General features: G+C 39.4%; 16 protein-coding genes and 1 riboswitch. Of the genes, 1 reads left to right on the plus strand and 15 read right to left on the minus strand.

Annotated features, from left to right (window positions below; translation table 11 throughout):
* Positions 1–195 precede the first annotated feature (195 nt).
* Positions 196–1,101 carry an SDR family oxidoreductase gene (locus ACPW7N_RS04135; protein WP_425649757.1) on the plus strand — a complete coding sequence of 302 codons (906 nt, stop codon included), beginning with the start codon at positions 196–198 and terminating at the stop codon, positions 1,099–1,101.
* Between the two features lie 188 nt (positions 1,102–1,289).
* Here the strand turns inward: ACPW7N_RS04135 and ACPW7N_RS04140 are convergent, their stop codons facing one another.
* The 15 genes from ACPW7N_RS04140 to ACPW7N_RS04210 all read right to left on the minus strand — a co-directional run bounded on the left by ACPW7N_RS04140 (position 1,290) and on the right by ACPW7N_RS04210 (position 23,232).
* Entirely contained in the window at positions 1,290–1,787 is a 498-nt protein-coding gene (locus ACPW7N_RS04140; protein WP_425649758.1) for a hypothetical protein, read from the minus strand.
* 1,037 nt (positions 1,788–2,824) lie between these two features.
* Positions 2,825–3,364 carry a pentapeptide repeat-containing protein gene (locus ACPW7N_RS04145; protein ID WP_425649759.1) on the minus strand — a complete coding sequence of 180 codons (540 nt, stop codon included), beginning with the start codon at positions 3,362–3,364 and terminating at the stop codon, positions 2,825–2,827.
* A gap of 211 nt (positions 3,365–3,575) precedes the next feature.
* Positions 3,576–3,980, minus strand: coding sequence for a hypothetical protein (locus ACPW7N_RS04150; protein ID WP_425649760.1), 405 nt, complete (start codon positions 3,978–3,980; stop codon positions 3,576–3,578).
* 208 nt (positions 3,981–4,188) lie between these two features.
* The gene (locus tag ACPW7N_RS04155) at positions 4,189–4,521 is read right to left on the minus strand and encodes a DUF2500 family protein (RefSeq protein WP_425649761.1); all 333 of its coding nucleotides are present in this window, start codon (positions 4,519–4,521) and stop codon (positions 4,189–4,191) included.
* A 150-nt stretch (positions 4,522–4,671) separates the two neighbouring features.
* The gene (locus ACPW7N_RS04160) at positions 4,672–5,265 is read right to left on the minus strand and encodes a hypothetical protein (RefSeq protein ID WP_425649762.1); all 594 of its coding nucleotides are present in this window, start codon (positions 5,263–5,265) and stop codon (positions 4,672–4,674) included.
* Positions 5,266–5,723: 458 nt separating this feature from the next.
* Positions 5,724–6,062 carry a hypothetical protein gene (locus tag ACPW7N_RS04165; protein ID WP_425649763.1) on the minus strand — a complete coding sequence of 113 codons (339 nt, stop codon included), beginning with the start codon at positions 6,060–6,062 and terminating at the stop codon, positions 5,724–5,726.
* A gap of 215 nt (positions 6,063–6,277) precedes the next feature.
* Complete coding sequence (locus ACPW7N_RS04170) at positions 6,278–6,847, minus strand: hypothetical protein (protein WP_425649764.1); 570 nt, start codon at positions 6,845–6,847, stop codon at positions 6,278–6,280.
* 148 nt (positions 6,848–6,995) lie between these two features.
* Positions 6,996–7,277 (minus strand): hypothetical protein, encoded by a 282-nt coding sequence (locus ACPW7N_RS04175; protein WP_425649765.1) that lies wholly within the window; start codon positions 7,275–7,277, stop codon positions 6,996–6,998.
* A gap of 411 nt (positions 7,278–7,688) precedes the next feature.
* Positions 7,689–8,279 (minus strand): hypothetical protein, encoded by a 591-nt coding sequence (locus ACPW7N_RS04180; protein WP_425649766.1) that lies wholly within the window; start codon positions 8,277–8,279, stop codon positions 7,689–7,691.
* A 10-nt stretch (positions 8,280–8,289) separates the two neighbouring features.
* Positions 8,290–13,617, minus strand: coding sequence for an RHS repeat domain-containing protein (locus ACPW7N_RS04185; protein ID WP_425649767.1), 5,328 nt, complete (start codon positions 13,615–13,617; stop codon positions 8,290–8,292).
* Positions 13,618–13,868: 251 nt separating this feature from the next.
* Positions 13,869–16,769, minus strand: coding sequence for an Ig-like domain-containing domain (locus ACPW7N_RS04190; RefSeq protein ID WP_425649768.1), 2,901 nt, complete (start codon positions 16,767–16,769; stop codon positions 13,869–13,871).
* A 19-nt stretch (positions 16,770–16,788) separates the two neighbouring features.
* Positions 16,789–17,919 carry a fibronectin type III domain-containing protein gene (locus ACPW7N_RS04195; RefSeq protein WP_425649769.1) on the minus strand — a complete coding sequence of 377 codons (1,131 nt, stop codon included), beginning with the start codon at positions 17,917–17,919 and terminating at the stop codon, positions 16,789–16,791.
* Positions 17,920–18,088: 169 nt separating this feature from the next.
* Positions 18,089–18,175: riboswitch (cyclic di-GMP riboswitch) on the minus strand.
* A gap of 286 nt (positions 18,176–18,461) precedes the next feature.
* Complete coding sequence (locus ACPW7N_RS04200; protein ID WP_425649770.1) at positions 18,462–18,686, minus strand: YgaP family membrane protein; 225 nt, start codon at positions 18,684–18,686, stop codon at positions 18,462–18,464.
* On the minus strand, positions 18,677–21,976 hold the full coding sequence (locus ACPW7N_RS04205) for an efflux RND transporter permease subunit (protein WP_425649771.1): 3,300 nt from the start codon (positions 21,974–21,976) through the stop codon (positions 18,677–18,679). Before ACPW7N_RS04205 ends, ACPW7N_RS04200 begins: the two co-directional genes overlap by 10 nt.
* Positions 21,973–23,232, minus strand: a complete 1,260-nt coding sequence (locus tag ACPW7N_RS04210; protein WP_425649772.1) for an efflux RND transporter periplasmic adaptor subunit — start codon at positions 23,230–23,232, stop codon at positions 21,973–21,975. Before ACPW7N_RS04210 ends, ACPW7N_RS04205 begins: the two co-directional genes overlap by 4 nt.
* Between the last annotated feature and the right edge of the window lie 26 nt (positions 23,233–23,258).

Consider the following 23,258-nt stretch of genomic DNA (forward strand, 5'->3'; position numbering starts at 1 on the left):
ACGAATCAGATTGTTAGGGAATGTTCATAATCAAGCCACATAAAATTTCTATATATTTACAACTATTCCAACCTGATCTATAATTAAGGAATAACTAAATGTGAAACGAGCGCAGCATTAGGAATTTATTCCTGGTGCTGCTTTTTTGCATTTGGTTAAAAAAATCCAGAAAGATTGTTGGGAGGAGATGTTGGCATGACTGCAAGTGAAGCGTTGTTTTTGGTAATCGGTGCTACGGGTGCGCAAGGAGGGGCAACCGCTCGTCAACTGCTGGATCGAGGGCATCGGGTACGGGTTCTGGTTCGTGATCCGGTAAAGGCAAAACATTTCGCAGATTGGGGTGCTGAGGTGTATCAAGGTGATCTCAGCGTCCCTTCGTCAGTCGAAGATGCTGTAAAAGGGGTAACTGCTGTGTTTTCCGTACCCATTCTGGACATGACCGATCCCGAGAGTGAATACCGGAACGCTGTCACATTGATCCAGGCCGCCCATCGAGCAGGTGTGCGACACTTCGTACAGACTAGTGTGGCAGGAACCGGGGATCACAAGACCATGACTCGTGCCGGAACAGGGTATTGGAATGATTATTACTGGGAAAGCAAGTGGCTCATAGAAGAAGCTGTTCGCAACGCTGGTTTTGAAACCTATACGATCTTTAAACCAACCTTGTATATGGAAAACTTCCTTCCCCCTATGGCCGATTTTATGTATCCTGATCTTCGTAATGGGGAAATCCTCTCCGCAATCAACCCGCAAACCCGCCTCCACATGATCGCTGTAGGTGACATCGGTGCCTTCGCCGTGTCGGCTTTCGAAAATCCCCAAACATTTGCTGGAAAGACCATTGAACTTGCTGCGGAAGCTTTGACCGTGGATGAAATCGCTGCTGTACTGTCCGACGTCAAGGGGCATACGATCAAAACGACTACACTTTCGCCCGAAGAAGCTCGTTTGCGTGGGCGTAGTTTGTATCGGGAGGATGAGTGGCTGAATGAGGTTGGGCATCATACGCCGATTGGTGAACTGGCGGAATATGGGTTGCGATTGACAACGTTTAGAGAGTGGGCTGAGAAGAATGCGGGGTATATTATTGTGAGGTAATTGGCTAAACAGCATCTCTAAGTTGAAGAATAGCAGACTTAAAAAACCAAAAGGGAAAAAGGCCGATCCATCCTCCAAGGGGTGTCGGCCTTTACATTAAAGATGATTAAGTTCTTTTGGGGCGCACTTCTCGATTCATTCGGCACTGGGTGAGGACGTAAGGATAGTTGTAATAACAACGATTGATTCTATGGAAGAATCTCTTCTATTGAGGCGAGTTTCACATCTTCCGTAAAATAGCATTTAATTTTAGGAAGTACCCGACTCATAAAATCTCCTTTCCGTTTTTCATCAATTATCAACACAAAAGAATCAACACTTTCTCTTAAGCTAAGTACATACGAATGATTCTTAAACTCATCATTTTTCTGAACAATTATGCATGTAAATAGATTATTAATCCCTAAAGATTCCATCACCTCATTAAAGCCAATTACTTGATACCAGACAAGTGTATTCTTCTGTAATGGTTGGGTCCCCCAAGGGAAAACCCACTCATTATTAATAAACTTAATTCTTGGCTGTATAAATGCTTTCTCTTGATGAGTACAATGTTTTTCTAAATGATCTTTTGTATGGAAAAAAAGTAAACTGTCTCCTTGTTCAAGAAAGGAGAGCATTATCTTTATCCTTTCCTCTATGGGAATTTTACCAACATAGAAGTTATTAAGGTAATAACGACTCATAGTTAAGTTGTCCACCTATCGCTGTCTTTTTCTTGTATTCTTCAACAACCGATTCTGCTAATTCCTTAGATGAATATGCCTATTATTTTTGTTTCGTCACAACCTCATCCGGCTATCTCATAACTATGCTGTAACAAATAAACTTTTTCCATTGCCCTCTCTCCTTTTCCGATTCGCTCCTTAGTAATTTCACCGAAAACTTATGTAAACCTTTCATTTCTAGCTCCATTACTATCGGCACTTCATTACTCATCTCTCCCTTACCCGAATAACCTTTACGCCTTGCACTAGGTGGGGATAAAAAAAGACCCTGAGGATTTTGCCCTCAAGGTCGAAGTAAATTACTATTCATTGATCGACTTCACGATACCTTTAATTTCAACATCACGAACAAAAAGACCCTCCAGACGAGTTAGTGCTCGTTTGGAGCCTAAAAGTAAACAATCAAATAATATTAAAAATCACTTAAATCAAAATCAAAAGTGAGAAAAAATGTAATATAAAATGAAATCTCTGAAACCACAAATGACAATATAAACATAGCAATTTTAAATTTCCAGTTTTTGAAATTAATAAAATAAATAAAAATTATTGAACAAACTACAAATGGAAGCACCTCTGTATATATACGGGGAATATTAGCTGGAAGATACTTTGGCAGCCCAAATTTAGTAATTAATAGAGCATAAAAGCTCCCAAACATTAATGAACAAAATATCAGTAGCATATTTTTTTTCATAATCTTCTCCTAATTCTCAGGAAATACAAATTTACTAGGGTCAAAGTTAATTGCTTTATAATCAATAACATGTATATTACTAGGATCCACTTGCCCTTTATTCATATCCTCTGAGATAAAGTGGAAGGAAATAAAGGAAAAGGTGGAGATATTTTCCTATACCACCTTTAATAGGAATTTGATTTAATAATCTTTTAGTTAGAAATGTTTTCTACTTTGTTAATAACTGAATGTTATATTACACCGTGATTTCTAGTTGAAATAAGCACATCCGTTGCCTGAAAGAACTTTAACTTCATTAATTGAAGTTCACATTTTTCGGGAACTTAGTATTATGATTGTACTTAATCCCACTGATTGATGCACCAACCATATGACAATTTGATAAGTTAGCATCACTAATATCAGCTTCACTAAGATTCACATGATCTAAACAAGCTCCAGTAAAATCAGCACCGATAAGAATAGACCCCTCCAAATTTGCCCCGTTAAAGTATGTATGCCTTAAATCTGAATACGATAAATCAACATACCTTAAATCAGCGTTCCAGAAAGTACCCCTAAAGGCATTAACATGACTCATATTTGACTTAACAAAAGAAGCATAATCCATATTTGCTTTTATCAAAGTCGCTTTTGATAACAATGATTCATTAAAAGAAACCGATGCTAAATTTGCACAATAAAAATCTGCTAAAGACAAGTCTAGTTTATCAAACTTCGAGCCTGGAATTTCTGCGCAGGAAAAATTTAATCCTCGTTGAGTAGTCTTAAAGAAGGTAAAATCTACATCCTCAATGATGAGTTTTTTCCTGACTCTCCATTGCTCTTCACCCATAGATCGTGGAGTTTAAGCAACTGTAAAATTTCCCTTTGATTCTTATTCAAATTACCCCCAACCTTCTACATGATTTAAGGCCACCACATCTACTGAACTTGCAATATAATTAGCGGATTATTATGCGTATACGAATATCGTTTCTTATTATCATTCAATGACAAAAGGAAACCCCCAGACGAGTCCGTTCAAGAATGGGAGTAGAAAAACACTACAAATCATCTAGACCATAGATTTTTACCAAATGATTTAACATATTTTCTTCTTTTAAAAAAACATCTTCAAGATCGATAGGTATATATGGTTGAGCATATTCTTCTCGGCAAAACTGATCCCATCTTAGAAGTGTTGCCTTTGCTTGTAAATAATTAGTTTCGTTACACCGGATAACAAATCCAAAGATATAATCATTATTTCTTAGTTCGACTAAAATAAAGCATCCAGGATCAGTTTTATGTCTAGCTATAAAAACCTCACTGTACCATTTGTTTTCTCCTACGCTTTCAAATAAATCGTCTAACTGTTGAACGTCAATCTCAATATCCATTGCTTTTCCAAGATCTTTAACTACTTCTATAAGATATTCACTTGGAATGTTGGTTTCATATTGTTTCAAAGGTAGTCCTCTTTTCTCTCAAATTAGAGCCTGACCACAGTAGCCTAATAAAAGCACCAATTGAAGTGGCAACATTTCTGCTACCACCTTTAATCTGTGTGAAACCAATCCTATGGCCCCATAATAGAATTAAATTTGATTTACCCTGTTAACTTTATCAAAAGAGAACTCAACCCATACACCACCATCGCTAAATCCACAATCAACATCAATATGCTTCTATTTTTTCCTTTTTATAAGAGATAAAAATATCTTTTGAGTAGGTTAAAAAACCTTCCTCACCCTCTTTTAATTCTTTATACTTTTTGACGTCTCTAATTTCAACTTCAATATCATTTCCAAATACATCAGTAAAGGTCAATAAGTAAATTTTGAACTTTGGAGACGATATTTCAAGTTTAAAGGAATCTACTCTTTTATTTTTTAGTGAACACCAAACCGTTCTGCTTTCTGCATTAATTTGATTTTTTTGATACTTCCTATAAGCAAATAAAAGTATTACCGAAAAGATTATCGGAATTATTATTAAAGAATTATCCAAAATACACACCATCTTTCAATTATCGACACTCTAATTCTATATTGAACACACCCTAGACATGTGGGTATAAAGAAAAGACCTTGAAGAGACTATCCTTCAAGGTTATATAAAAACAGACTGATTTCTTAGTTGAATGAAAGAATTGGGCCCCTAAATCATTTTACTATAGTTTGTAAAAACGGTAAGTAATTCATCATCCCCTCCCCTTTGATTAATAATATTTAGACATAAAACATCTAAAATACTTATTGAATTCATACAATCAGTTTTAGAAAATCCCACTAAAACTGGTTGATTCGCATTCCCATACTCATAATTTGATATGAATCCCCATCGAATCTGCGAATCAATATGTTGTCTTCGAAATACTTCCGCTAGATAAATGGAGATATCCCATTTTAGCATTTTTGTCTTATCAGAATATTTATAACGTGTCATCTTTCTTTCTAATAGTCTCTTTTTTGTATGCTCACGTTTTCCCTCTAACTTTTGAAGAATTTCTTCTTCTGATCGCGGAACGATAATCAATTGTGGCAGAAACCATCTCCAGAGAAGTGTTAGTGATTCAGGTGTAAAATTTAATAATGCAGTATCTTCACCGCTCTCATGAAACACCTGGTTTAAATTGCTTAATCGGTCGGGGATTTGAGAAACAAACCAATCAAAGTACTGCTCCGCTTCATTAACGGGTAAACTACGAAATGATCTTACTTCAAAAGGAGGTTTTGGTAGAGAGTACTCCATAACTTAATTCAAATCCTTACAATTTATTTTTTTCCACACAGTGTTAGTCACTGAGAATTTGCAATGATAATCATAAATTTAACTTTCGTCATTTTAAGTATTCTCCTACTTAAGTCGCTGTAAAATTGGAACCCGGATAACTAGTATCTATTACTGGATAAATTATACAACCAAGTATAAAAAAAAACCTCAAGAATTCTCTTAAGGTTTTTCGTTCCATTTTCATTCAATTATCGAAGAAACCCCAGACGTGTTTGGGGTTACCGAAATTAGCATTATTTCCTATTAATCTTCTTCTATCCACACATTAAATCCATTGTCAATCAATATAGGCTTGACTATATACTTATGTGGACTTCTTAATTCGTTGTTTAATAACCTGTCTACCAGCTACAACAGCAATAGACCCTCTATTTTATTAAAGGGCTTCTTCTGTAATTCCTTACCATAACCCACAATCAATCTCCAAGGGTTGCGATATTTCTCTTGCTTGCTAACGCTCTAGTACATAATTGAATTAGTTGATTAGAAAAATTATGGACTTCAACTTCAGCGTACTCATTTTTTAAAATCTCACAAATCTTGATAAATTCTTTGATTTCTTCTGTGTAAAATATCTCTTCTCCCCCGTAAGGATCCAATCCCAGTAATGGAAGGGTTATTTCCCCAAGGCGTATAGGATTATTCCTACAAAGAAAATCATATACTTCCTCATCAAAATGCACAGCATCTTCTTCTGATTTCAACTTCGTTATATCCTCGCTATCTTTCAATAACATGTAAAAGGTAATAGCCATTTCATCTCTCCTTCTTTTATGGATAAGCTGTTATATCACGCTTCCAGTCTCATCAATTACTACCTTAATCCAGTAAACATCTACATTATTACTACCGGTTAATGCATATCCTTAGAGGAATTCTTTTTAGCAAACGACTGGCTTAATCCTTCAAACAAAAAGTATCCCCAGACGAGACACATACTCGAATGGGGTAATACACACAATACATACTTTTATTTTTTAACTAATACTAATAAATTTCCTCCTTCCAACAACAATAGTTCATTATTATTCGTAATATATAGTACGCTTCCTCTACTAGGATAAATATCATCCATACTCTTATTTTCATGAATCGTAATCATTTTTAAAGTATCATTATCTATCTTGGGTAGATCTGAAAAGTCACGATCTCTTAGCTGTTCAAGCAGATCCAAAGGTTCTGATACTTGATAGTAGATCGGTTTCAGGGTTTCTTGATCTCCAAACTTCATTGAATCTACAGAGTATATAACTGTTTTCCCTATAAAATTGTCTTTCATTTCATCATCAGTATACTTTGCACCTTTACCATGAGCAAATATACGATCAATTTTCCATTCACCAAGTATATTTTTTACTGGCTCTAGTATCTTCGTCTCTTGATTTGATTTAGTAGGCTCAGTATGAATCCCTTTTGAATTTAAATTGTTTGTAGGTTTGTTATTTGAATAATTGGGGGTAATGATATTGTTTTGTTCCCCGCAAGCCGTGCATAAAACTACTATAACAATGAACATGATAACAATCGCTATCACTCTCATTAACTTTTGTCCTCCATCTCATTTTAAAAATTGCTTGGTATATTCGAATAGTCACCATATCTGAATATTTCCCATCCGTCATATCTTCTACGATATAGTCCTGGCAATTTCACACACCTACTTTTATACCCGGTTATAACAATGGGTTTTAATCTTCTTCTATCCACAAATTAAATCCATTAGCAATCAATATACTCAATACTGAATTCTCATCTTCAAACAATAAATTATTCCCTGCAATTCTATAAATATCATTCAGTACTACCTCATAATTTTTTTTTGTAATTTCAGCAAGTACTGTAGCTAAATTCCTGTCTGACATATGATCATAAAGAATTTTGATTAAAGAACCGTACTGTAGCTGTGAAATTCCATCTGGAAATGATTTTATCAACATTATGTAAGTGCTTTGCAAATGTTCCTCAATCATATTATTTCCCCTTTAAAGGAACTGGATCATGGATATAAACTTTAAAGTCAACTCCCTGGCTAGAAGCTCCTATCACAAACTTTTGTCAGCTGTCATAGTAATAATTTCATACTTATCTCCTGTTCTAAATAATTGAATCAATATACCTTAACGGATTTATTGTGATTATAAGTATACCGATTCAAACTAAGCGGATTATCCACTTGCCCTTTATACGTATCCTCTGAGATAATACGTACTCTAATACGTACTCTATCAAATTTACATTACTATAATTCGTTTTAAAAAACCTTAGTCCGATAAATTACCGAACTAAGGTTTCGCTTTGGTTTTGTTCAGCTTGGGGCTTTTTAAGACTGTCTACCTGATAGGTGTAAGACCAACGTTGTCGCTGGGTGGTTGGGACGTCAATTACATTTTTCTACTTCCAAAGTCAATAATGTTTCGACTGTAGGGATCAATGTTACACCAATATGTTGTTTTGTTTGAGCTATTTTGAATATCAATACTCCAAACTTCTTCTTTGCCTTTGTAAGAACTGATTGTAGTTAAATAAATATTCTCTACTTTGAACCCAATTTCATTTGAAAACTTTTCCAAAGCAATATTTATTGCCTCCTTACTATCGATCTTCCATTTATCGAGTGAAATTGTTCCGGGATCAAGTTTACTATGTTTTTCCATTTTCCGTATCGTCAGAACCTTTTTCTTTTTTGAATCGATACTTATTTCTAGAACCTTATTTGTGGTTTTTACCATTATTTTAATTTGACCCTCGAATTGGCCATCCAGATTCATGGTTACTTTACCAACCTCAAATGATTCGATTCCATGATACTCTTGCAAAATAGTGCTTATAAAAGGCAACATTCCTTTGGACGAAACTGGATCAATGGAATTTGGAATATCTCTATTGATTTCTGTAATAGCGCTCTGACATGCGGTAGCTAATAATATCAAAAAAATGGACATGGTTACATTTCTAATTATTTTTATAAACATCAAGCACCTCTCAATCTGTAAGTTCTATGACTTGATCTTTGTATTCGATTACTTTGTCGGAGTAATTTTTTGCTTTCCCTTCATCTACAGCGTTGTATCTTCCGATGACAGCTTTCCACTGTTCTTCGGTTAAAGTCGAAGCATCGACATCTTCACCATATAATTCTCTTGCATACATTGTTAATATCAAATCAATTGTTTCGATATTAAATGCGTCATCGGAATAAAGCTTCATTTCAATTTCTGTATAACTCATTTTATCAAGACCAAGTTGATAGGCCTCTGCCGGATTAACGGCAATCCATGCATCCAAAGCTGTTTCAGGAAAAATAGCCCCAAGTCCTGTAGAATGAGTCTCTTGAGTCCCAATCGTATGAACAACTGCAACGAAATCAGGTATTGACTTAGTTATTTGTTCCTTTACAATTATCCCGCTAATAATCCAAGAGGGAACATTATACTTACTTCCAACGTTATGAATGTGGTCGCTGTAGTTCTCAAATGCAGATGAGATTGTATAGTACGCATCACTTCTAAATATCGATAGTTTATATTGATTGAAAAGAATCCAATTTAACTTTGTCCAAGCAATCCTATCTTCTATCCAATCTGGAGCATGACCACTTGGATCAGTGTAGCGTGAAGGATTGTTCCATGCATACGTATAAAGATTCAACGACAGCGGATTATCCACTTGCCCTTTATACGTATCCTCTGTAATAAAGCGGCCAACTTTTGGATCATAATACCGTGCCCGTAAATAATAGAGATTCGATTCAGAATCAAGCGGCTCCCCACTGTATTTGAAAGGATTCTCCATACCTTCTGTTTGTTTGATTACATTTCCCCAGATATCATATTCATAGGTATTTAAATCTTCTCCCGTGGGGCTTTTAATTTTAACTACGTCACCATGAGTATTGTAATAATAGTACCCCGTTTTGTTGTTAACATAGTCTTTTCGAGAAAGTAACTCGTTACCCCACAGATTCCGTGCAATGGTGTTTCCGTTACCATCAAGCTCTTCTATAATTCTACCATTCAAATACACGTATTTTGTTTCTTTACCGTCTACTTTTTTGGAAGCACGCAGGCCGTCATTATTGTAGGTGTATGTTGAAGTTTTATCGGCTTTGGTATAGGATTTCAACCGATTTTGCAGATCATATTGGAAGCTTTCATTCTCAAACGTTAGATCCTCTTTTTGCTGCAGTACTTCTCTATTCCCGAGATCATCATAATCATACTTCTTTAATCCTTGACCGCTCTCTTGTTTAATTCTGTTAATCTTATCATATTCAAATAGTTTCTCAGTATCGTTGGTTTTTTGTTGATTAATATTCCCGAATCCATCAAATTGATTTTCTTCCATCCAACCATCGCTGTGCTTTGTTTTAATAATTTCACCAAATGAGTTAAAGTTTCGTTGGACTGTCGTATTGTTTGGATACGATACCTCTCTGCTTTCTCCCGAGCTATTCAAATCATATTCGTAACTGAACATTCCTGTCCACGGCGATGAGACAGATGCAAGTCGCTCGGCAGAATCATATGTGTAGTTAATTTTTGTTTTATCATCTTCATAAACCAGGGAGTCCATCAGATCATCAAGATCATTAATATTGCTCTTATTAATGGAGCCTTCATTTTCTTGATAATTGATTTTGTACTCTTTCCCGTGGGCTGTTAAATGATTCATACGATTAAAGCTGTCATACTGATAACTAATGTCGGCTCCATATCCATTGTTCATTTTCTTTAGCAAACGGGTAGCATCGTCATATTTATATTCTTCGAAAAAGGTTTCTGGTTTTGCTGTATTCTGTATATCTACACGTTCCACTTCATAATATGGTGTATATTTGTAGCTATACGTACTTCCATTCTTGTCTACATATGTTTTCACATTACCCGTTTCGTCATAGGTGTATAGATGTTTCTTGGTGCTTCCTTGGTTTACCTCGCTTAATTTCCATGACAAAACATTATAATCGTACGTGCTGGTAACAACCCCATTTTCAGTTACCTCAATTAAATTCCCTACTGAATCGTATTTGTAATTATATTCATTGTTCTCCGGGTCATTTATGTGGGTAGGTTGTCCATTCACATTCAGCGTATATACCCAATCTCTGGACTCACTGCCATTGCTCTCTGTCTTTTTATCCACGAATCCAAAATTGTTATGTTTATACTCCACAATGTGTTTCTGTACTTTGTCCCCTGTCACTGAAACATCCTTGTAAGCTAGCCCATAACGATTTGTGTATTTTTCAGATTTTAGTCCTCTCGGTGCTATCATTTTTGTTACATCTTCAAAAATATACTCTCCTGATGAGCTGTCGAGTGCTGCATTGGCATAAAAGTAGGAGCTGATCCCTTCTCGTCTGCTAATATAAATTGGCGAGCCATCTGAATTATAGTGGTACCTGACCTTTCTGTCTTCTAACGCATATGGATAACTTGAACTTACGTAAAGACCGTCATCCCCATAGGAATTGTATACCAGTGGCCGTTTCTGCCCATCTCGACTCGTTTGCTCACTGTATTCAACATCACCAAATGGTGTATAAAAAGTATCTATTTTTGATCCATCGGGAAGCGTCTGTGTCACACTGCGATCAGCATTATAACCATATGTTGTTTTTCTAGAAATTGTGCTTTTTGCAGGAGTAAATTCTTCGCTTGTTCTCCGTCCTAGAACATCATACGAAAAACTTACTTTACTTTGATCCGGGTACGTTTGTTCCTTCAGATTTCCCAGGTCATCGTAAAGATAAGAGAAGGAAAGTCTATCCGTTGCTGCCCCACTGTCCGTTACAACACCTTCAATATCGCTAAGTACCATGGTCTCAGGATGTAATCCATAGCTATCATACGATGGGTATTCTGTAACTAATGTTTTCGTGCCGCTGCTCGTTCCAAATATTTTTGTATCAATCTTTGTCAGCAACTTATCCTGGTAAGTGTAGATTTTTTTACTTTTGTCTGCCGTCTTACTATAAGTAATAGTTTCCGAATATAGAAGACGGTCAGAGTTGTACTCATAGACTTCAGACAGCTCTAATCCATCTGTTGACTTTTTACTTTTTGTTTTTAATTGTCTGTATAGAATTGTATTTTTTGTTCCTGACTCGTAATCATAATCTGTTTGATTACCCAATGGATCAATTTCTACTTTTATGTCCCCATTACCGTCGTATTCATAAGTAGTTATATTGGCGTATTTTTCCAAATTTCCTTGAACAGAGGAAAGCATGGATTCATTAGGATTAAGCAAGTACTGGTATACCGGTATATTTGCCAGTTCGGTAGTAGGTTCCAAGAAACTATACTGAGCAATCGGCTTGGTCTTGTTACCAGTATACAAATAACTGATGTTGGTCGTAGGATTATAGCTGTATTCTTTACTGCCATCATTTGCTCTCATCGTGAGTCCTTTTGAGGCTGTAGATTTTACCAGCTTCAAGAGATGGTTGCGGTCCTGATTTACTTCAAAAGTCTTTTCAACCGTTGCTCCTATTTCCGGATTTTCATGGGACCGAACAACTCCACCGTCTCTGTTCAAAGCATTTTCTAAACGTGGAATTGTTGATTTAGGAACCTTCCAAATTTCTTGTGATTTCATTTCATATGATTTAGTGAAGGAGTAAATCGTTTGCCCATTTAAAGCATTTGATTTTGGTATATAGCTAAACGTAACACTTGTAACCGGATAGTACTGCAAGAATGTCAGCGCATTCCGATCCTTAAACAATCGAACAACTCCGCGATCAAAGAAATCAATTTTATGATTATCAATCAAATCGCTGTAAGTGCCGTACGTATAGTTAATATCAAGTCCTTGAACAGGGTATTTCACCTTTTTTAGTTGTAAATTATACAACCAATGTTCATCCCAATCCCAATGACTTTCTGTTGTATCAATATACTCCTGATTTTCATAACCATTATGATCTAAAGGTACTCCCTCGCCATCCCAATCAAGAGAATAATTCGCATTAAGATTAAATCGTGTGTATCCAGTTGTTTCAGGGTTGTTGTATTCGTATTGAGCAAGTATCATTGGTGTTTGCGTATGGTCTTCCACTGATGCAAGCTCATAGTATTCACCTAAATCATCATCTGATTGATAATTTAACCCATAATGAATATGTTTTATTGGAACTGTACTTGACGAATCCTTAAAAACTTTTACGTCCGTAATGATTCCATCTTTATCTCGTATCAATTTAATAACACGCTTTACGCTGTCTGTAATCGTAATCGGTTTTGTATATTCATAGCTTGGTGGAATTTCATATGTGATGGTGTCACCGTACATATTTGTTTTAATTACTTTTTGAGTATATGAAGGGTCTCCGAAGCCATCCGTGAACTCATACTTCACTCCATTCAGGGTCAAAAAAGCGGAACAGTTATTGCAATCGTGCTCGAATTCTAACCCTGCATATGGATAGTTGACCCATTTTCCAGGAATGTCAAACTTGCCATCTCTCCACTCCAGAGACGTTCCATCTTCTAAATTAAACGTATATCTTCTCGCTCTATCTATAGATGTATGGTACGTATCATAGGGAGTTATGTTGGGAGAACCCTCTGATCGGTAAGTATCTACCGTAGCCGTTGACATGACAATGGATGGTATATTAAAATCCCAACCAATTGCAAAATCATGATCACCGCCATCACTTGGTAATTCAGCGTTCCAAGTAAAATTTGACCCTTCATCACTTGTAGCAGGTTTATTCACAAAACTATCCAGGGTATGATATCTTCGCTGCAACACAAAATCCATACCATGTTTTCCATCAAGTTCTATATCATTTTCAACCACATTTGCCCCCCGATATAAATCGTCCACCGGGTTGAGCGTTTTACTTTTGAAATACTGATACTCCATATCTTTCATGGTGTATTTTGTTTCCGTTGGCTCAGAGATTGATCTTTGAACAGACTGTGTTCTTGCATCCAACTGTTGCTTATTGCCTGGTTTATCCGGTTTATTTGGTTTATCCTTTTTGTCCTTCCATTTCTTATGCATCCACGAAATGACAGGTGTATACTTCGTTAAATGATTAAACTGATTGTTTGGCAATTGACGAATCTGTTCCATGACATATTCATCATTCCAGTTGAGTGTTTCGTTAATCTCATCTTTAGACAGAAGTCTTCTCAAGTTCGTGTAGAAATAAGAGGAAATCTGAATGGTTTTCCGATCATACAATTGGTTGATTTTCAGGACGTTCTTAACCGGAAGTTGGTCCCATTCCATCTGCAAGATTTCGTCATCTGAAAAGACCGGTTTCACACTCGTGTCTTCTTCTTGTTCTTCCACTGGAAGTTCATCTACGATCCATTCAATGGTACTCTTCGGATCTTTCGGCTTTTTGGTTTGATTGGCTGCCGTTTGTTTATTCGCATCACTGCTAGCGGAAACATTACCAGGAACAACACTGGTCAATAAAACGATGGAGACTAACATATACATTAGGATCTTCTTCATCTTAAAACCCCTATTATTTTGTTTTTTGTACCCTGCCTACCACAAGAAGAATGATAGGCAGAGCTCTTTATCCATCTGCTACATTACTCCGAAATTTTAAATAGACCGATATGTTTGCTGGAGAAACTGACGTAGTCATGTGTTTGGTTCACTGTTATGGCTTCTCCATTTTCATCGGTAACTACTGTCCATTCCTCTGTTTCTTCATCAAAGTAATACACTTTTAGGTCGCTTTCATTACTTGAGGAAACTGGCAACTTGATAATCACCTGATCCTCAACTTCTGTTACTGATTTACCGTTTACCTTTACCTCGTATTGATAAGCTTGTTCATTCTTTTCGTTATTCTTTTTCTTACTGTCTTTCGATTTTTTAAGTGAGATTTGTAACTTTTTCGCTCCCGTCTCATCTAACCACTCTGCGGGAATGATGATTCCTGCTTTTTGCCCATTTTCTATGGATAATGAGAAATTAGCTTCTATCATGCTTTTCACAGCTTTCGGCTGAATGGTAACTTGTGTATCTTCCTTATCATTTAGATAAACTGGCAGGATATAAGGGACATTGATAGCTGAAACTTCATGACTTAACTTATCCTGTAACGATTTCAGATTCTTTTTGGTCTCTTTCACTTTTTGGGCGAGATCGGAAATACTTGCCTTATTCGCTACCTCATAATTGTTTTGCTTGGCAATAAGCCCATGAATGGAATTATCTAGCTCGTTTGCCAAACCTTCCGGGATTTCAAAGACTTGTATTTTACTGACTACCTGGTCCAGTAGCGCGTTAAATGAATCAATCGTCTGATCAAATTCATCTGACGAATCATCCGGTAATTTTTCAATAAGCGTTCCGTAACCGGCATGTAATAAATGACTTGTGTATTGTGCTGCCTGTTCTGGACTGATTTCGCCGTTTTCCAGTTTTGTCGTAACTTCCTTCATCACGGAGTTAACGGTATGATCGAGTACGTCGAATTTGTTTAATGAGCTTTCTCCCGCACTCTCTTTTTTCTTCTTTAATCTGCTAGCAGAGAGTGTACTAGTTTCATTTCCAGCGGAAAGATAGGCTTCCAGCGTTTCAATGGCCCGATTAACCCCGTTGGATATTACATTCTGATCAGAAGACATGCTTATTTCTCTGGCTACCGTATTATTCAGATACACTTGCCATTCATTTAGAAGGGAAGGTGGCAAATCTGGCAAAGGTAAAACTCTAGGTTTCACTGAAACTGTTGGTGGATCATCCTTTGGTTTTGTTGGCGGAGGTAGCGGAGGTGGCTCCTCATCGATTACCTCAATTTCAATTACTGGAATGGGCAGCGGTGGAAGGAAAACGATTGAATAACTTTCCGTAGTAAAATTTGATCGGAATTCATTATTCTGGTTATAAACCGCTTCCGTTACAGAAAGATAAGGATTGTACGCTGCATCCATTACGGATTGTCCTGCAAATTCAATTGTATAAGTGGTGTCCCCTACTAGCTGTACATTGGGATTTACCTGGATAGAAGGTGTGTTTTTCATCCAATTCGCCGTGAATGGGATTTCCTCACCTTGTTGATTGGTAAAACGAATGATCTCCTCCACTGCTTCATCGCTTAATTCCGTCCCACCACTGGATAAAACAGGTTCAGTAAAGGTCAGGATAGGTGTAACATTAACCGATACATTGGTCGAGTTATCTGGTGGTTCCATTGAAATACCTGGCGGAGTGACATCCGGTGGTGGTGGAACATAACCCGAATTCAAAACACGGAAATCATCGTAACCCTTAAAGTGGTAATCGCCCCACTCGCCATACATCGTGATCACGGTTGGACTCCACTTGTCATCCCCATTTCCATACGGAACAATGACAGGTACCAGTGTTTCTCTTTCGTACTTGAGCATCATATCTCGAATTCCGTTTTCGTCTTCATCACCGATCGGATTCTTCACATATCCATATTGAGGATCCTGAACATGCACGATCTGTGAGTTTGTCTGTACGGTAGAAAAGTTGATCCTCTCTGGTTCAAACGGTGCAGGCAGCTCGATGAAATTGGTTGCCATTCCCGATCCATGATCTAGCTGTAAACTGTCTGGATGAAAGGTGATTCTTGCAGGAATATATACCTCGAACCTGGTTTCATAGACAGCTGCCCAGCCTGCTGTATCCTTTACCTCAATTCGGTATGTATGCCATCCTGGCTCAGTAAATAAATAATTGCTTCCATTTGTTACATTCTTGCCGTTGATAGTAGCAGTAATAGAACTGACTCCAGAGATGGCATCAAAGGTCTGAAAGCGTATCGGAAATTCTTGCCCCCAGAAATACTCTCTTTGCAGGTACACATTCGATATGACCGGTTTGGTCTTATCTATGTAAAAGGGATGTTCTAATTTTTCAACATTTCCTGCGTTATCTTCGGCTTCAGCCGCAATATAGTGAGTCCCTTCTTCTCTTACCCAAAATGGCTCGATATACGTTTCCAGCTCTCGTGTATCGAATCCGAAATCTACTCGGGCCAATTTCGAAATCAAATCTTCTGCTCCAACAGAGACCTCAACATCTGACCGAAGCCATCCATTTTCTCCTTCCAATCCAGTCGTTTGTACCTTTAATTCAGGCTTGGTCTTATCAATTTTAATTTTTTTGGAGACTTGTCCGAGTTCTTTTCCCTCTTCATCTTTTAAATAGACGGTTGCTGTATGTTTTCCTTCATCTGAGTATGAATAACTGTTTGAAAAAGGAGTGATTGCTCCATCGTCTATTTGAATACTTGTTTCTGTTTTTTCCGGGGCATCAGCAGTGATCGTAATATCTGATATTTTCCAAAGCTTTTTTCCTTCTTCGCCGCTGATCTGCACATCAAACGAGGTCGATTCCGCAGCGGGTTTCACTTGAATTTTTGTGGTATCTGCAAATATTTGATTGGGAATACAGATTGCAGATAGCAACGACACACTCAATAGAATTTTTGCTATTTTGGCAAACTTCATTTCATCACCTCAATAAAAGCTACTTTAAGATTTTTTTCACAGTCAGATTTCCGTTTTCGTCATACTCAAACACAACAATGTCGACCCCATCCTCCACAATTCTTTTCAGACGGTTTCCTTCATAGATGTATTCATATTTTTTCAGATTGGAAGTGGTGCCAGTTACCGTACTTAAATCGCTTTTGGCGTACAAACTGTTCTCTGCCAAAACACCAACGATATTTTCATCGTCCAGATTAAGGTCAGAAAAGGTATAGGAGGTTTCTTTTGTCTTTCCAACTGGCTTTTCATTGAGATAAACATGATAGGTGATGGAAGGATCATCCAAAGGTTCTCCACTTACTGGGCTCCAAGTCAGCTCAATCGAAGAGGATGTCAAGTTAACCTTCAGATTTTCCGGCTTAGCAGGCGGGGTATTCGCTCGAATAAATCCATACCCGTTCAATGCTCGCCATTCCCCACTGTTTCTCGCAAACATCGCATAGTAACTTTCCTCATTTGATTGGGTATCGGAATCTGTAAAAACAGGTTCGTCACTGGCATATACGGATACCCAATTCTCGTTTATCCATTTTACATAAGCAAAATTACTTCCACTCGACGTGGTCAACACATTATTATCACTCATTGCATTCAGCTCTACCGTATTCTGTGTTCCACTGTAGCGGGCATAATTATAGGTTGCTAGATAACCCGACTGGAAACTCCATGGTGACCAAGTGCCATCCCAACCAGCAACTCTGAAAAAAGTAAAGGAATCTCTTGGTACATCGAAAAGTGTAAAATTTGCCACTTCTCCACGATAAATGGTTTCCCATGTCTCACTTGATTCATCCCACTTTTGCAGTTCATAGAAATATGCTCCACGAGTCCAATTCAACGTAACGCTTGTTTCATCCATCCTGCTCACCCAGATGCTAGGCGCTTTTAGATGAAAGCTAGGTTGTGATGTGGTAGAATCACTACTTTTTTGGGATGGCTTCCAGGTCGGAGGGGCAGGAGAAAGATCAGGCAGCTCCGATTCGGGAGGCAGACTCGGTACAACTTCCTCAGTCTGATTTTCCTCTGCATAGACCCCGGAAGCAGGAATAAACAGTGTTGCAAAAGTAAGGGCCAACGCAGATAGAATGTGAATAACTAGTTTTATCATTTATGGATACATTCCCCTTTCATAAAATGAACTGCTAGTCTTTTGGTGCTTTTTCTACTAAATGAAACCGTAACTTTCATGTAATCCCCCTTTAAATGACAAATAAAAAAAGGCTACCTCAAAAAGAAATAGCCTTCGTTACCAAATGAATTTACGTTGATTCTGGATGCTTGGTAACCCGGCTGTCATTGCTCAGTAGAGCATTAGACCCGTGGCTTTGCGTCCCCACCTTTCAATGGGTTTGCCTTTATCGAAGCTGCGGATAATAAAGTAAAATAAGGAATTATGTAGAAATGCATTAATACTATAGTAGCAGAAAAGATATATTTCGACATACTTTTAGGATAAATTCATTATTTTGTCGATTTTCATTTTAATACTTTTTTATCAATAAGGATGTGACTATGTTAACACCTCCTTACTTCTTTTGGCACAATTCACACAGTAAAACAAAAAGGATCGCCCAGTAACAGCAATCCCCTGCAAGAATAAGTAATTCCCTTTTCCTATATAAAATTCACGTCAATACAAGCAAGTATCCTCTATAATCCACAAGAACTACTACCTTGTTCCTTCACCCCCAGCTTCACCAATATCTTCTCCAGCAAACAAAACCCGGTAAGCGAAGAAATAATCAGATTTACCCCTACAAAGGCAGTAAAGAGCAGCCAGTACGGACTCACCCATTGTGCTAGAGCCAGACTGAGCAAAATAAAGATTCCTGCCAATAGACGAATGATATTTCCTTTCCCGTTTGTTACAAACATTCCACCTCATCCTTTCCTCTTCCCATGCCGATCACATCGTCAGCACATTGGATATTGACATGCTTGTTTTTCAGCTTTGCTCTCTTGGTTTCGACCATCGCATAGATGATCGGTATGATGAACAGGGTTAATAATGTAGATGCGATTGTGCCAAACATCAAAGCGATGGCTAAGCCTTGGAAAATCGGGTCGAACAGGATGACCACAGCGCCTACGACAACAGCGGCGGCGGTAAGAATGATCGGCTTTGCACGAACGATTCCGGCTTCAATGACTGCCCACGTGAGCGAAGCACCTTCTTCCCGTCTCTGGATGGTGAATTCCACCAGGAGAATCGAGTTGCGGACAATAATCCCGGCGAGTGCGATCACTCCAATCATGGATGTGGCTGTGAAAAAGGCGCCAAACATCCAGTGGCCCGGGATCACGCCGATCAAGGTAAGCGGGATTGGTGACATAATGATGAGCGGTGTAATGAAGGATTGGAACCATCCTACAATCAAGAGATACATGACGACCATGGCAATCGCAAAAGCAATCCCCAAATCACGGAATACTTCATACGTAATCTGCCATTCTCCATCCCATTTCACACTGACGCCATCTTCCAGCCATGGCTGATTGATCAGATTTTGCTCAATGGTTACACCTGAAGGGGGCTTGATCTCCCCAATGCGATCCCACATTTTCGCCATTGCATAAGCAGGACTTTCCTCAAATCCCGCCACATCGGCTACAACATACGTGACGCTCTGCAAATTTTTGCGGTAAAGAGTAGGCTCCACACTGCCTTTTTCCACATGAACAATCTCTCCGAGAGAAATTTGTGTTCCCGCTTGTGTAGGAATCTGTATGCTGGTCAGCTTGTCAATTCCAGAACGATCACCTTTAGACGGTTGCACGTTAATAACGACAGGATTCAGCTCATGTGCCGGATGCAGAAGTCCAATTTGGGCGCCATCCAGCATGGTTTGTAATGTTTTTACAATGGATTGCTCATTGATTCCGTTCAGTCTCGCCTTGTCATTAATGGTAAAGCGATACTCGGTTTGTTCCGCTTCCTGGTAGGTGTCAACATCGACTACCCCTTCTGTCTCACGGAAAATCTGTTCTGCCTGCTTGGCTACCATTTGCTGTTCTTGTTTGTCATTTCCGTAGATTTCCAGGACAATGGTAGACAAAACTGGCGGCCCTGGAGGAACCTCTACGACTTTTACATTTGCCTGATAAGCACTTGCGATTTTTTGTATCTCCGGGCGAATGCGCTTGGCGATGTCGTGGCTTTGATCTTCACGCAAATGCTTATTCACCAGGTTAATCTGAATGTCTGCAACATTGTCACCTTTGCGCTGATAATAATGCCGGACCAATCCGTTGAAATTGAACGGAGAGGCAGTACCGATATACATTTCATAGTCGGTCACCTCATTGACAGAGGACACATAATCGCCAACGGCCTTCGTCGCCTTTGCTGTTTCCTCAAGTGTTGATCCCTCCGGCATATCAATGACAACCTGAATTTCGCTCTTATTGTCAAACGGCATCATTTTCATCGGGACGGCCTTGGTATAGAAGAACGAAAATGACCCAAGAAGGACGACCACAACTCCTGCCAGGAAAAGATAGCGTTTCTTGGCATCTCTGAGCATGTGCTGGATCGTAATGGCATACCATCTGGAAATGCCTTTCAGCTTTTCGTAATGGATCTCCTCGCCATTACCCGCCGGGGTATTTTTATGCTTAGATTTAGGCAAGTATCGATAGGCAAACCAGGGGGTGACCACAAAGGCTACCAGCAGCGAGAAGAACATCGCAACAGAAGCATTAATCGGAATCGGCGCCATATATGGCCCCATCAATCCACCGACAAAAGCCATCGGCATCAGCGTAGCAATGACTGTAAAGGTAGCAAGAATCGTTGGGTTCCCTACCTCATCCACCGCTAAAATCGCTGCCTGCATGGGGCTGTGCGTTCCCTTTTGTAACCAGCGATGAATGTTTTCCACGACGACGATCGCATCGTCTACGAGAATCCCAATAGCAAAAATGAGAGCGAACAATGTAACCCGGTTTAGTGTGTATCCATACATCTCGCTTAAAAACAGCGCCAGTGCCAGTGTCACAGGTACGGCAACACCTACAACGAGTGCCTCCCGCAGTCCCAAAGATACACCGATCAGTAATATGACCGATACGGTAGCGATTGCCAGGTGTTTGATCAACTCATCCGATTTCTCTTTTGCGGTTTCCCCATAATTGCGAGTTACCGTTACCTGGACTTGATCCGGGATGAGCTTCCCTTTTAAATCCTCTACCTTCTTGATCACTTGATCTGCGAGATCGACTGCATTTGTTCCCGGCTTTTTGGCGACAGCAATGGTAATCGCCGGATAGATCGATTGGTATTGTGGTGCGATTCCCTTTTCCTTTGCTTGGGGGCCCGTTCCAAACAGTACATAATTACTCACTTCGGTAGGCCCGTCAATTACCTGAGCGATGTCTTTTATATAAACAGGGCGGTTTTGATACATCCCGACTATCAGATTTTCGACCTGATCTTTTGTTGTCAGGTACATGCCGGTTTTAACCTGGCTGGTCGTGTTGTTTTGACTAAACGTGCCCGATACTAACGAGGCATTTACCTGTTGCACCGTCTCTTCAATGGCTAGTGGCGACAGATGGTTGGCTGAGAGTCTCTTCGGATCGATCTGTATCCGCAATTCCCGATCCCGTCCGCCAATTACATTGGTTTTGGAGATATTTTCGATCTTGTTTATCTCATCGTCTACCACTGTGGCAATGCGTTTCAAAGAATAATCATCCAGTTCCTCGCTCCACAAAGTCAATGACACAATCGGCACATCATCGATTGTTACCGGCTTGACGAGTGGCTGGGATGCACCTGGCGGAAGCTCATCAACATTTGACATCAGGATATTATAAAGACGTACCAGACTTTGATCCAGATCATTCCCGACTTTGAACCTTGCAATAAACATGGACATACCTGGTTTTGAAGATGAGTAAATGTATTCAATTCCGTCTATTTCCCACAGTTTCTTTTCGATGACCTTTGTTACCCGGTTTTCTACATCTTCTGCGGTTGCACCTGGAAATGGTATGTAAATATCCATCATCGGCACAGAGATTTGCGGTTCTTCCTCACGAGGTGTATTGAGGACAGCAAAGATCCCCATTAAAAGGATAGCAGCCACCAGAAGCGGAGTTAATTTTGAATTAATAAATGCCTTTGCAATTCTTCCGGCAATGCCTAGTTTTTCCCCCGTCACTTTTGTGCCACCACCTTCACTTTATCCCGGACCTTTTCAAGGGAATGGACCACAATTCGATCCCCGATTTGCAAACCGCTTAGTACCTCCACGTGTTTGTCGTCGACCGGAGCAATATTGACAAAGGTTAGGTGTACAACGTTCTTGTCATCTACAACGTACACACCCGTGAATTGAGACCAATAAAGAATGGCCGTTTGCGGCAGGATGATTCTGTCCTCCGCTTTTCCCGGGATTGTAGCCTGACCGTACATCCCGCTCGTTACCTGCAAGTCAGTCGGCAACGATACTTTCATCCGAAATTTACGACTGGCAGGGTCAATTCTCGGAGTAATTTCCAGTACGTTCCCTTTCCCTTTATATTGAACAGCATCTATGGTTACTGGCAATTGCTCTCCCACTTTTACCGTGCCGATCTTTCGTTCATCTACGTCTATTTCAAGCGAATAGGGAGCCCTTTCAATCGTAACCAATGGTACGCCGGGGGTCGCCATATCGCCAATGTCAATCATCTTTTCAGTCACGATTCCGTCAAAAGGCGAGTAAAGCACCGCTTCTTGCAGGTTTACATTGGCAGTGTTATATCCTGCTTGTGCCTGCTGATACTGAGCGCTTGCTTCTCCCTTTTTGGCTTGGGTAACAGCGAGATTCGCTTTTGCCTGTTCGTGGCCTTTGCCTGCATCCATCCAGGAACGCTCATGTGCCAAAAATTCAGTCTGGGCATTTTCATAGTCCTGTTTGCTGGCTGCTCCCGCTTCATACAGCTTCTTCATCCGCAAAAATGTCTGTTCCGCATGGTTCATCTTGATTTTCATCTGCTGCTCCATGACCGCTGCCTTTTCGACCTCCGTTTGGGCCACACGGATGGACCCATCCAGTGTTTGCAAGGCAGCACTTGCACCCGCCACTTGTGCTACTGCCTGGTCCTGATAGGTGCGTACCTGCCTTGGGTCAAGCGAGACCAGCGGATCGCCCTTTTTGACGAGACTGCCTTTTTTCACATGGACTGTGGTTACAGCCGCCATGATTTTTGCAGAAACAGCAGCCGTTTCCTCTGACACAATTGTTCCGGGGACCTGCAGCCCTTCTCCCGAATTCGTTTGTCTAACTTCCTTGATAGCCACCCCTTGTACCTCCTGTTGTTCCTCCTGTGTTGTTCCCGGCTCGATTTTCGCCCCGAATCCGCCTTCCAACAAAAACAGTCCAACGGATACCGGGAGTACAAAATACAGCAATATCTTCATGTAATTTTTCATGTTTCTCCCCCTGATCTGTCATCACA

It is taken from the genome of Brevibacillus nigriterrae, from assembly GCF_049846925.1.
In the GTDB taxonomy this organism is placed as follows: Bacteria; Bacillota; Bacilli; order Brevibacillales; family Brevibacillaceae; genus Brevibacillus_H.

Bases quoted from the DNA above. Each gene is read 5' to 3' on its own strand.
- ACPW7N_RS04135 (WP_425649757.1), top strand. From the start codon at position 196: ATGACTGCAAGTGAAGCGTTGTTTTTGGTAATCGGTGCTACGGGTGCG.
- ACPW7N_RS04140 (WP_425649758.1), bottom strand. From the start codon at position 1,787: ATGAGTCGTTATTACCTTAATAACTTCTATGTTGGTAAAATTCCCATA.
- ACPW7N_RS04145 (WP_425649759.1), bottom strand. From the start codon at position 3,364: ATGGGTGAAGAGCAATGGAGAGTCAGGAAAAAACTCATCATTGAGGAT.
- ACPW7N_RS04160 (WP_425649762.1), bottom strand. From the start codon at position 5,265: ATGGAGTACTCTCTACCAAAACCTCCTTTTGAAGTAAGATCATTTCGT.
- ACPW7N_RS04165 (WP_425649763.1), bottom strand. From the start codon at position 6,062: ATGGCTATTACCTTTTACATGTTATTGAAAGATAGCGAGGATATAACG.
- ACPW7N_RS04170 (WP_425649764.1), bottom strand. From the start codon at position 6,847: ATGAGAGTGATAGCGATTGTTATCATGTTCATTGTTATAGTAGTTTTA.
- ACPW7N_RS04175 (WP_425649765.1), bottom strand. From the start codon at position 7,277: ATGATTGAGGAACATTTGCAAAGCACTTACATAATGTTGATAAAATCA.
- ACPW7N_RS04180 (WP_425649766.1), bottom strand. From the start codon at position 8,279: ATGTTTATAAAAATAATTAGAAATGTAACCATGTCCATTTTTTTGATA.
- ACPW7N_RS04190 (WP_425649768.1), bottom strand. From the start codon at position 16,769: ATGAAGTTTGCCAAAATAGCAAAAATTCTATTGAGTGTGTCGTTGCTA.
- ACPW7N_RS04195 (WP_425649769.1), bottom strand. From the start codon at position 17,919: ATGATAAAACTAGTTATTCACATTCTATCTGCGTTGGCCCTTACTTTT.
- ACPW7N_RS04200 (WP_425649770.1), bottom strand. From the start codon at position 18,686: ATGTTTGTAACAAACGGGAAAGGAAATATCATTCGTCTATTGGCAGGA.
- ACPW7N_RS04210 (WP_425649772.1), bottom strand. From the start codon at position 23,232: ATGAAAAATTACATGAAGATATTGCTGTATTTTGTACTCCCGGTATCC.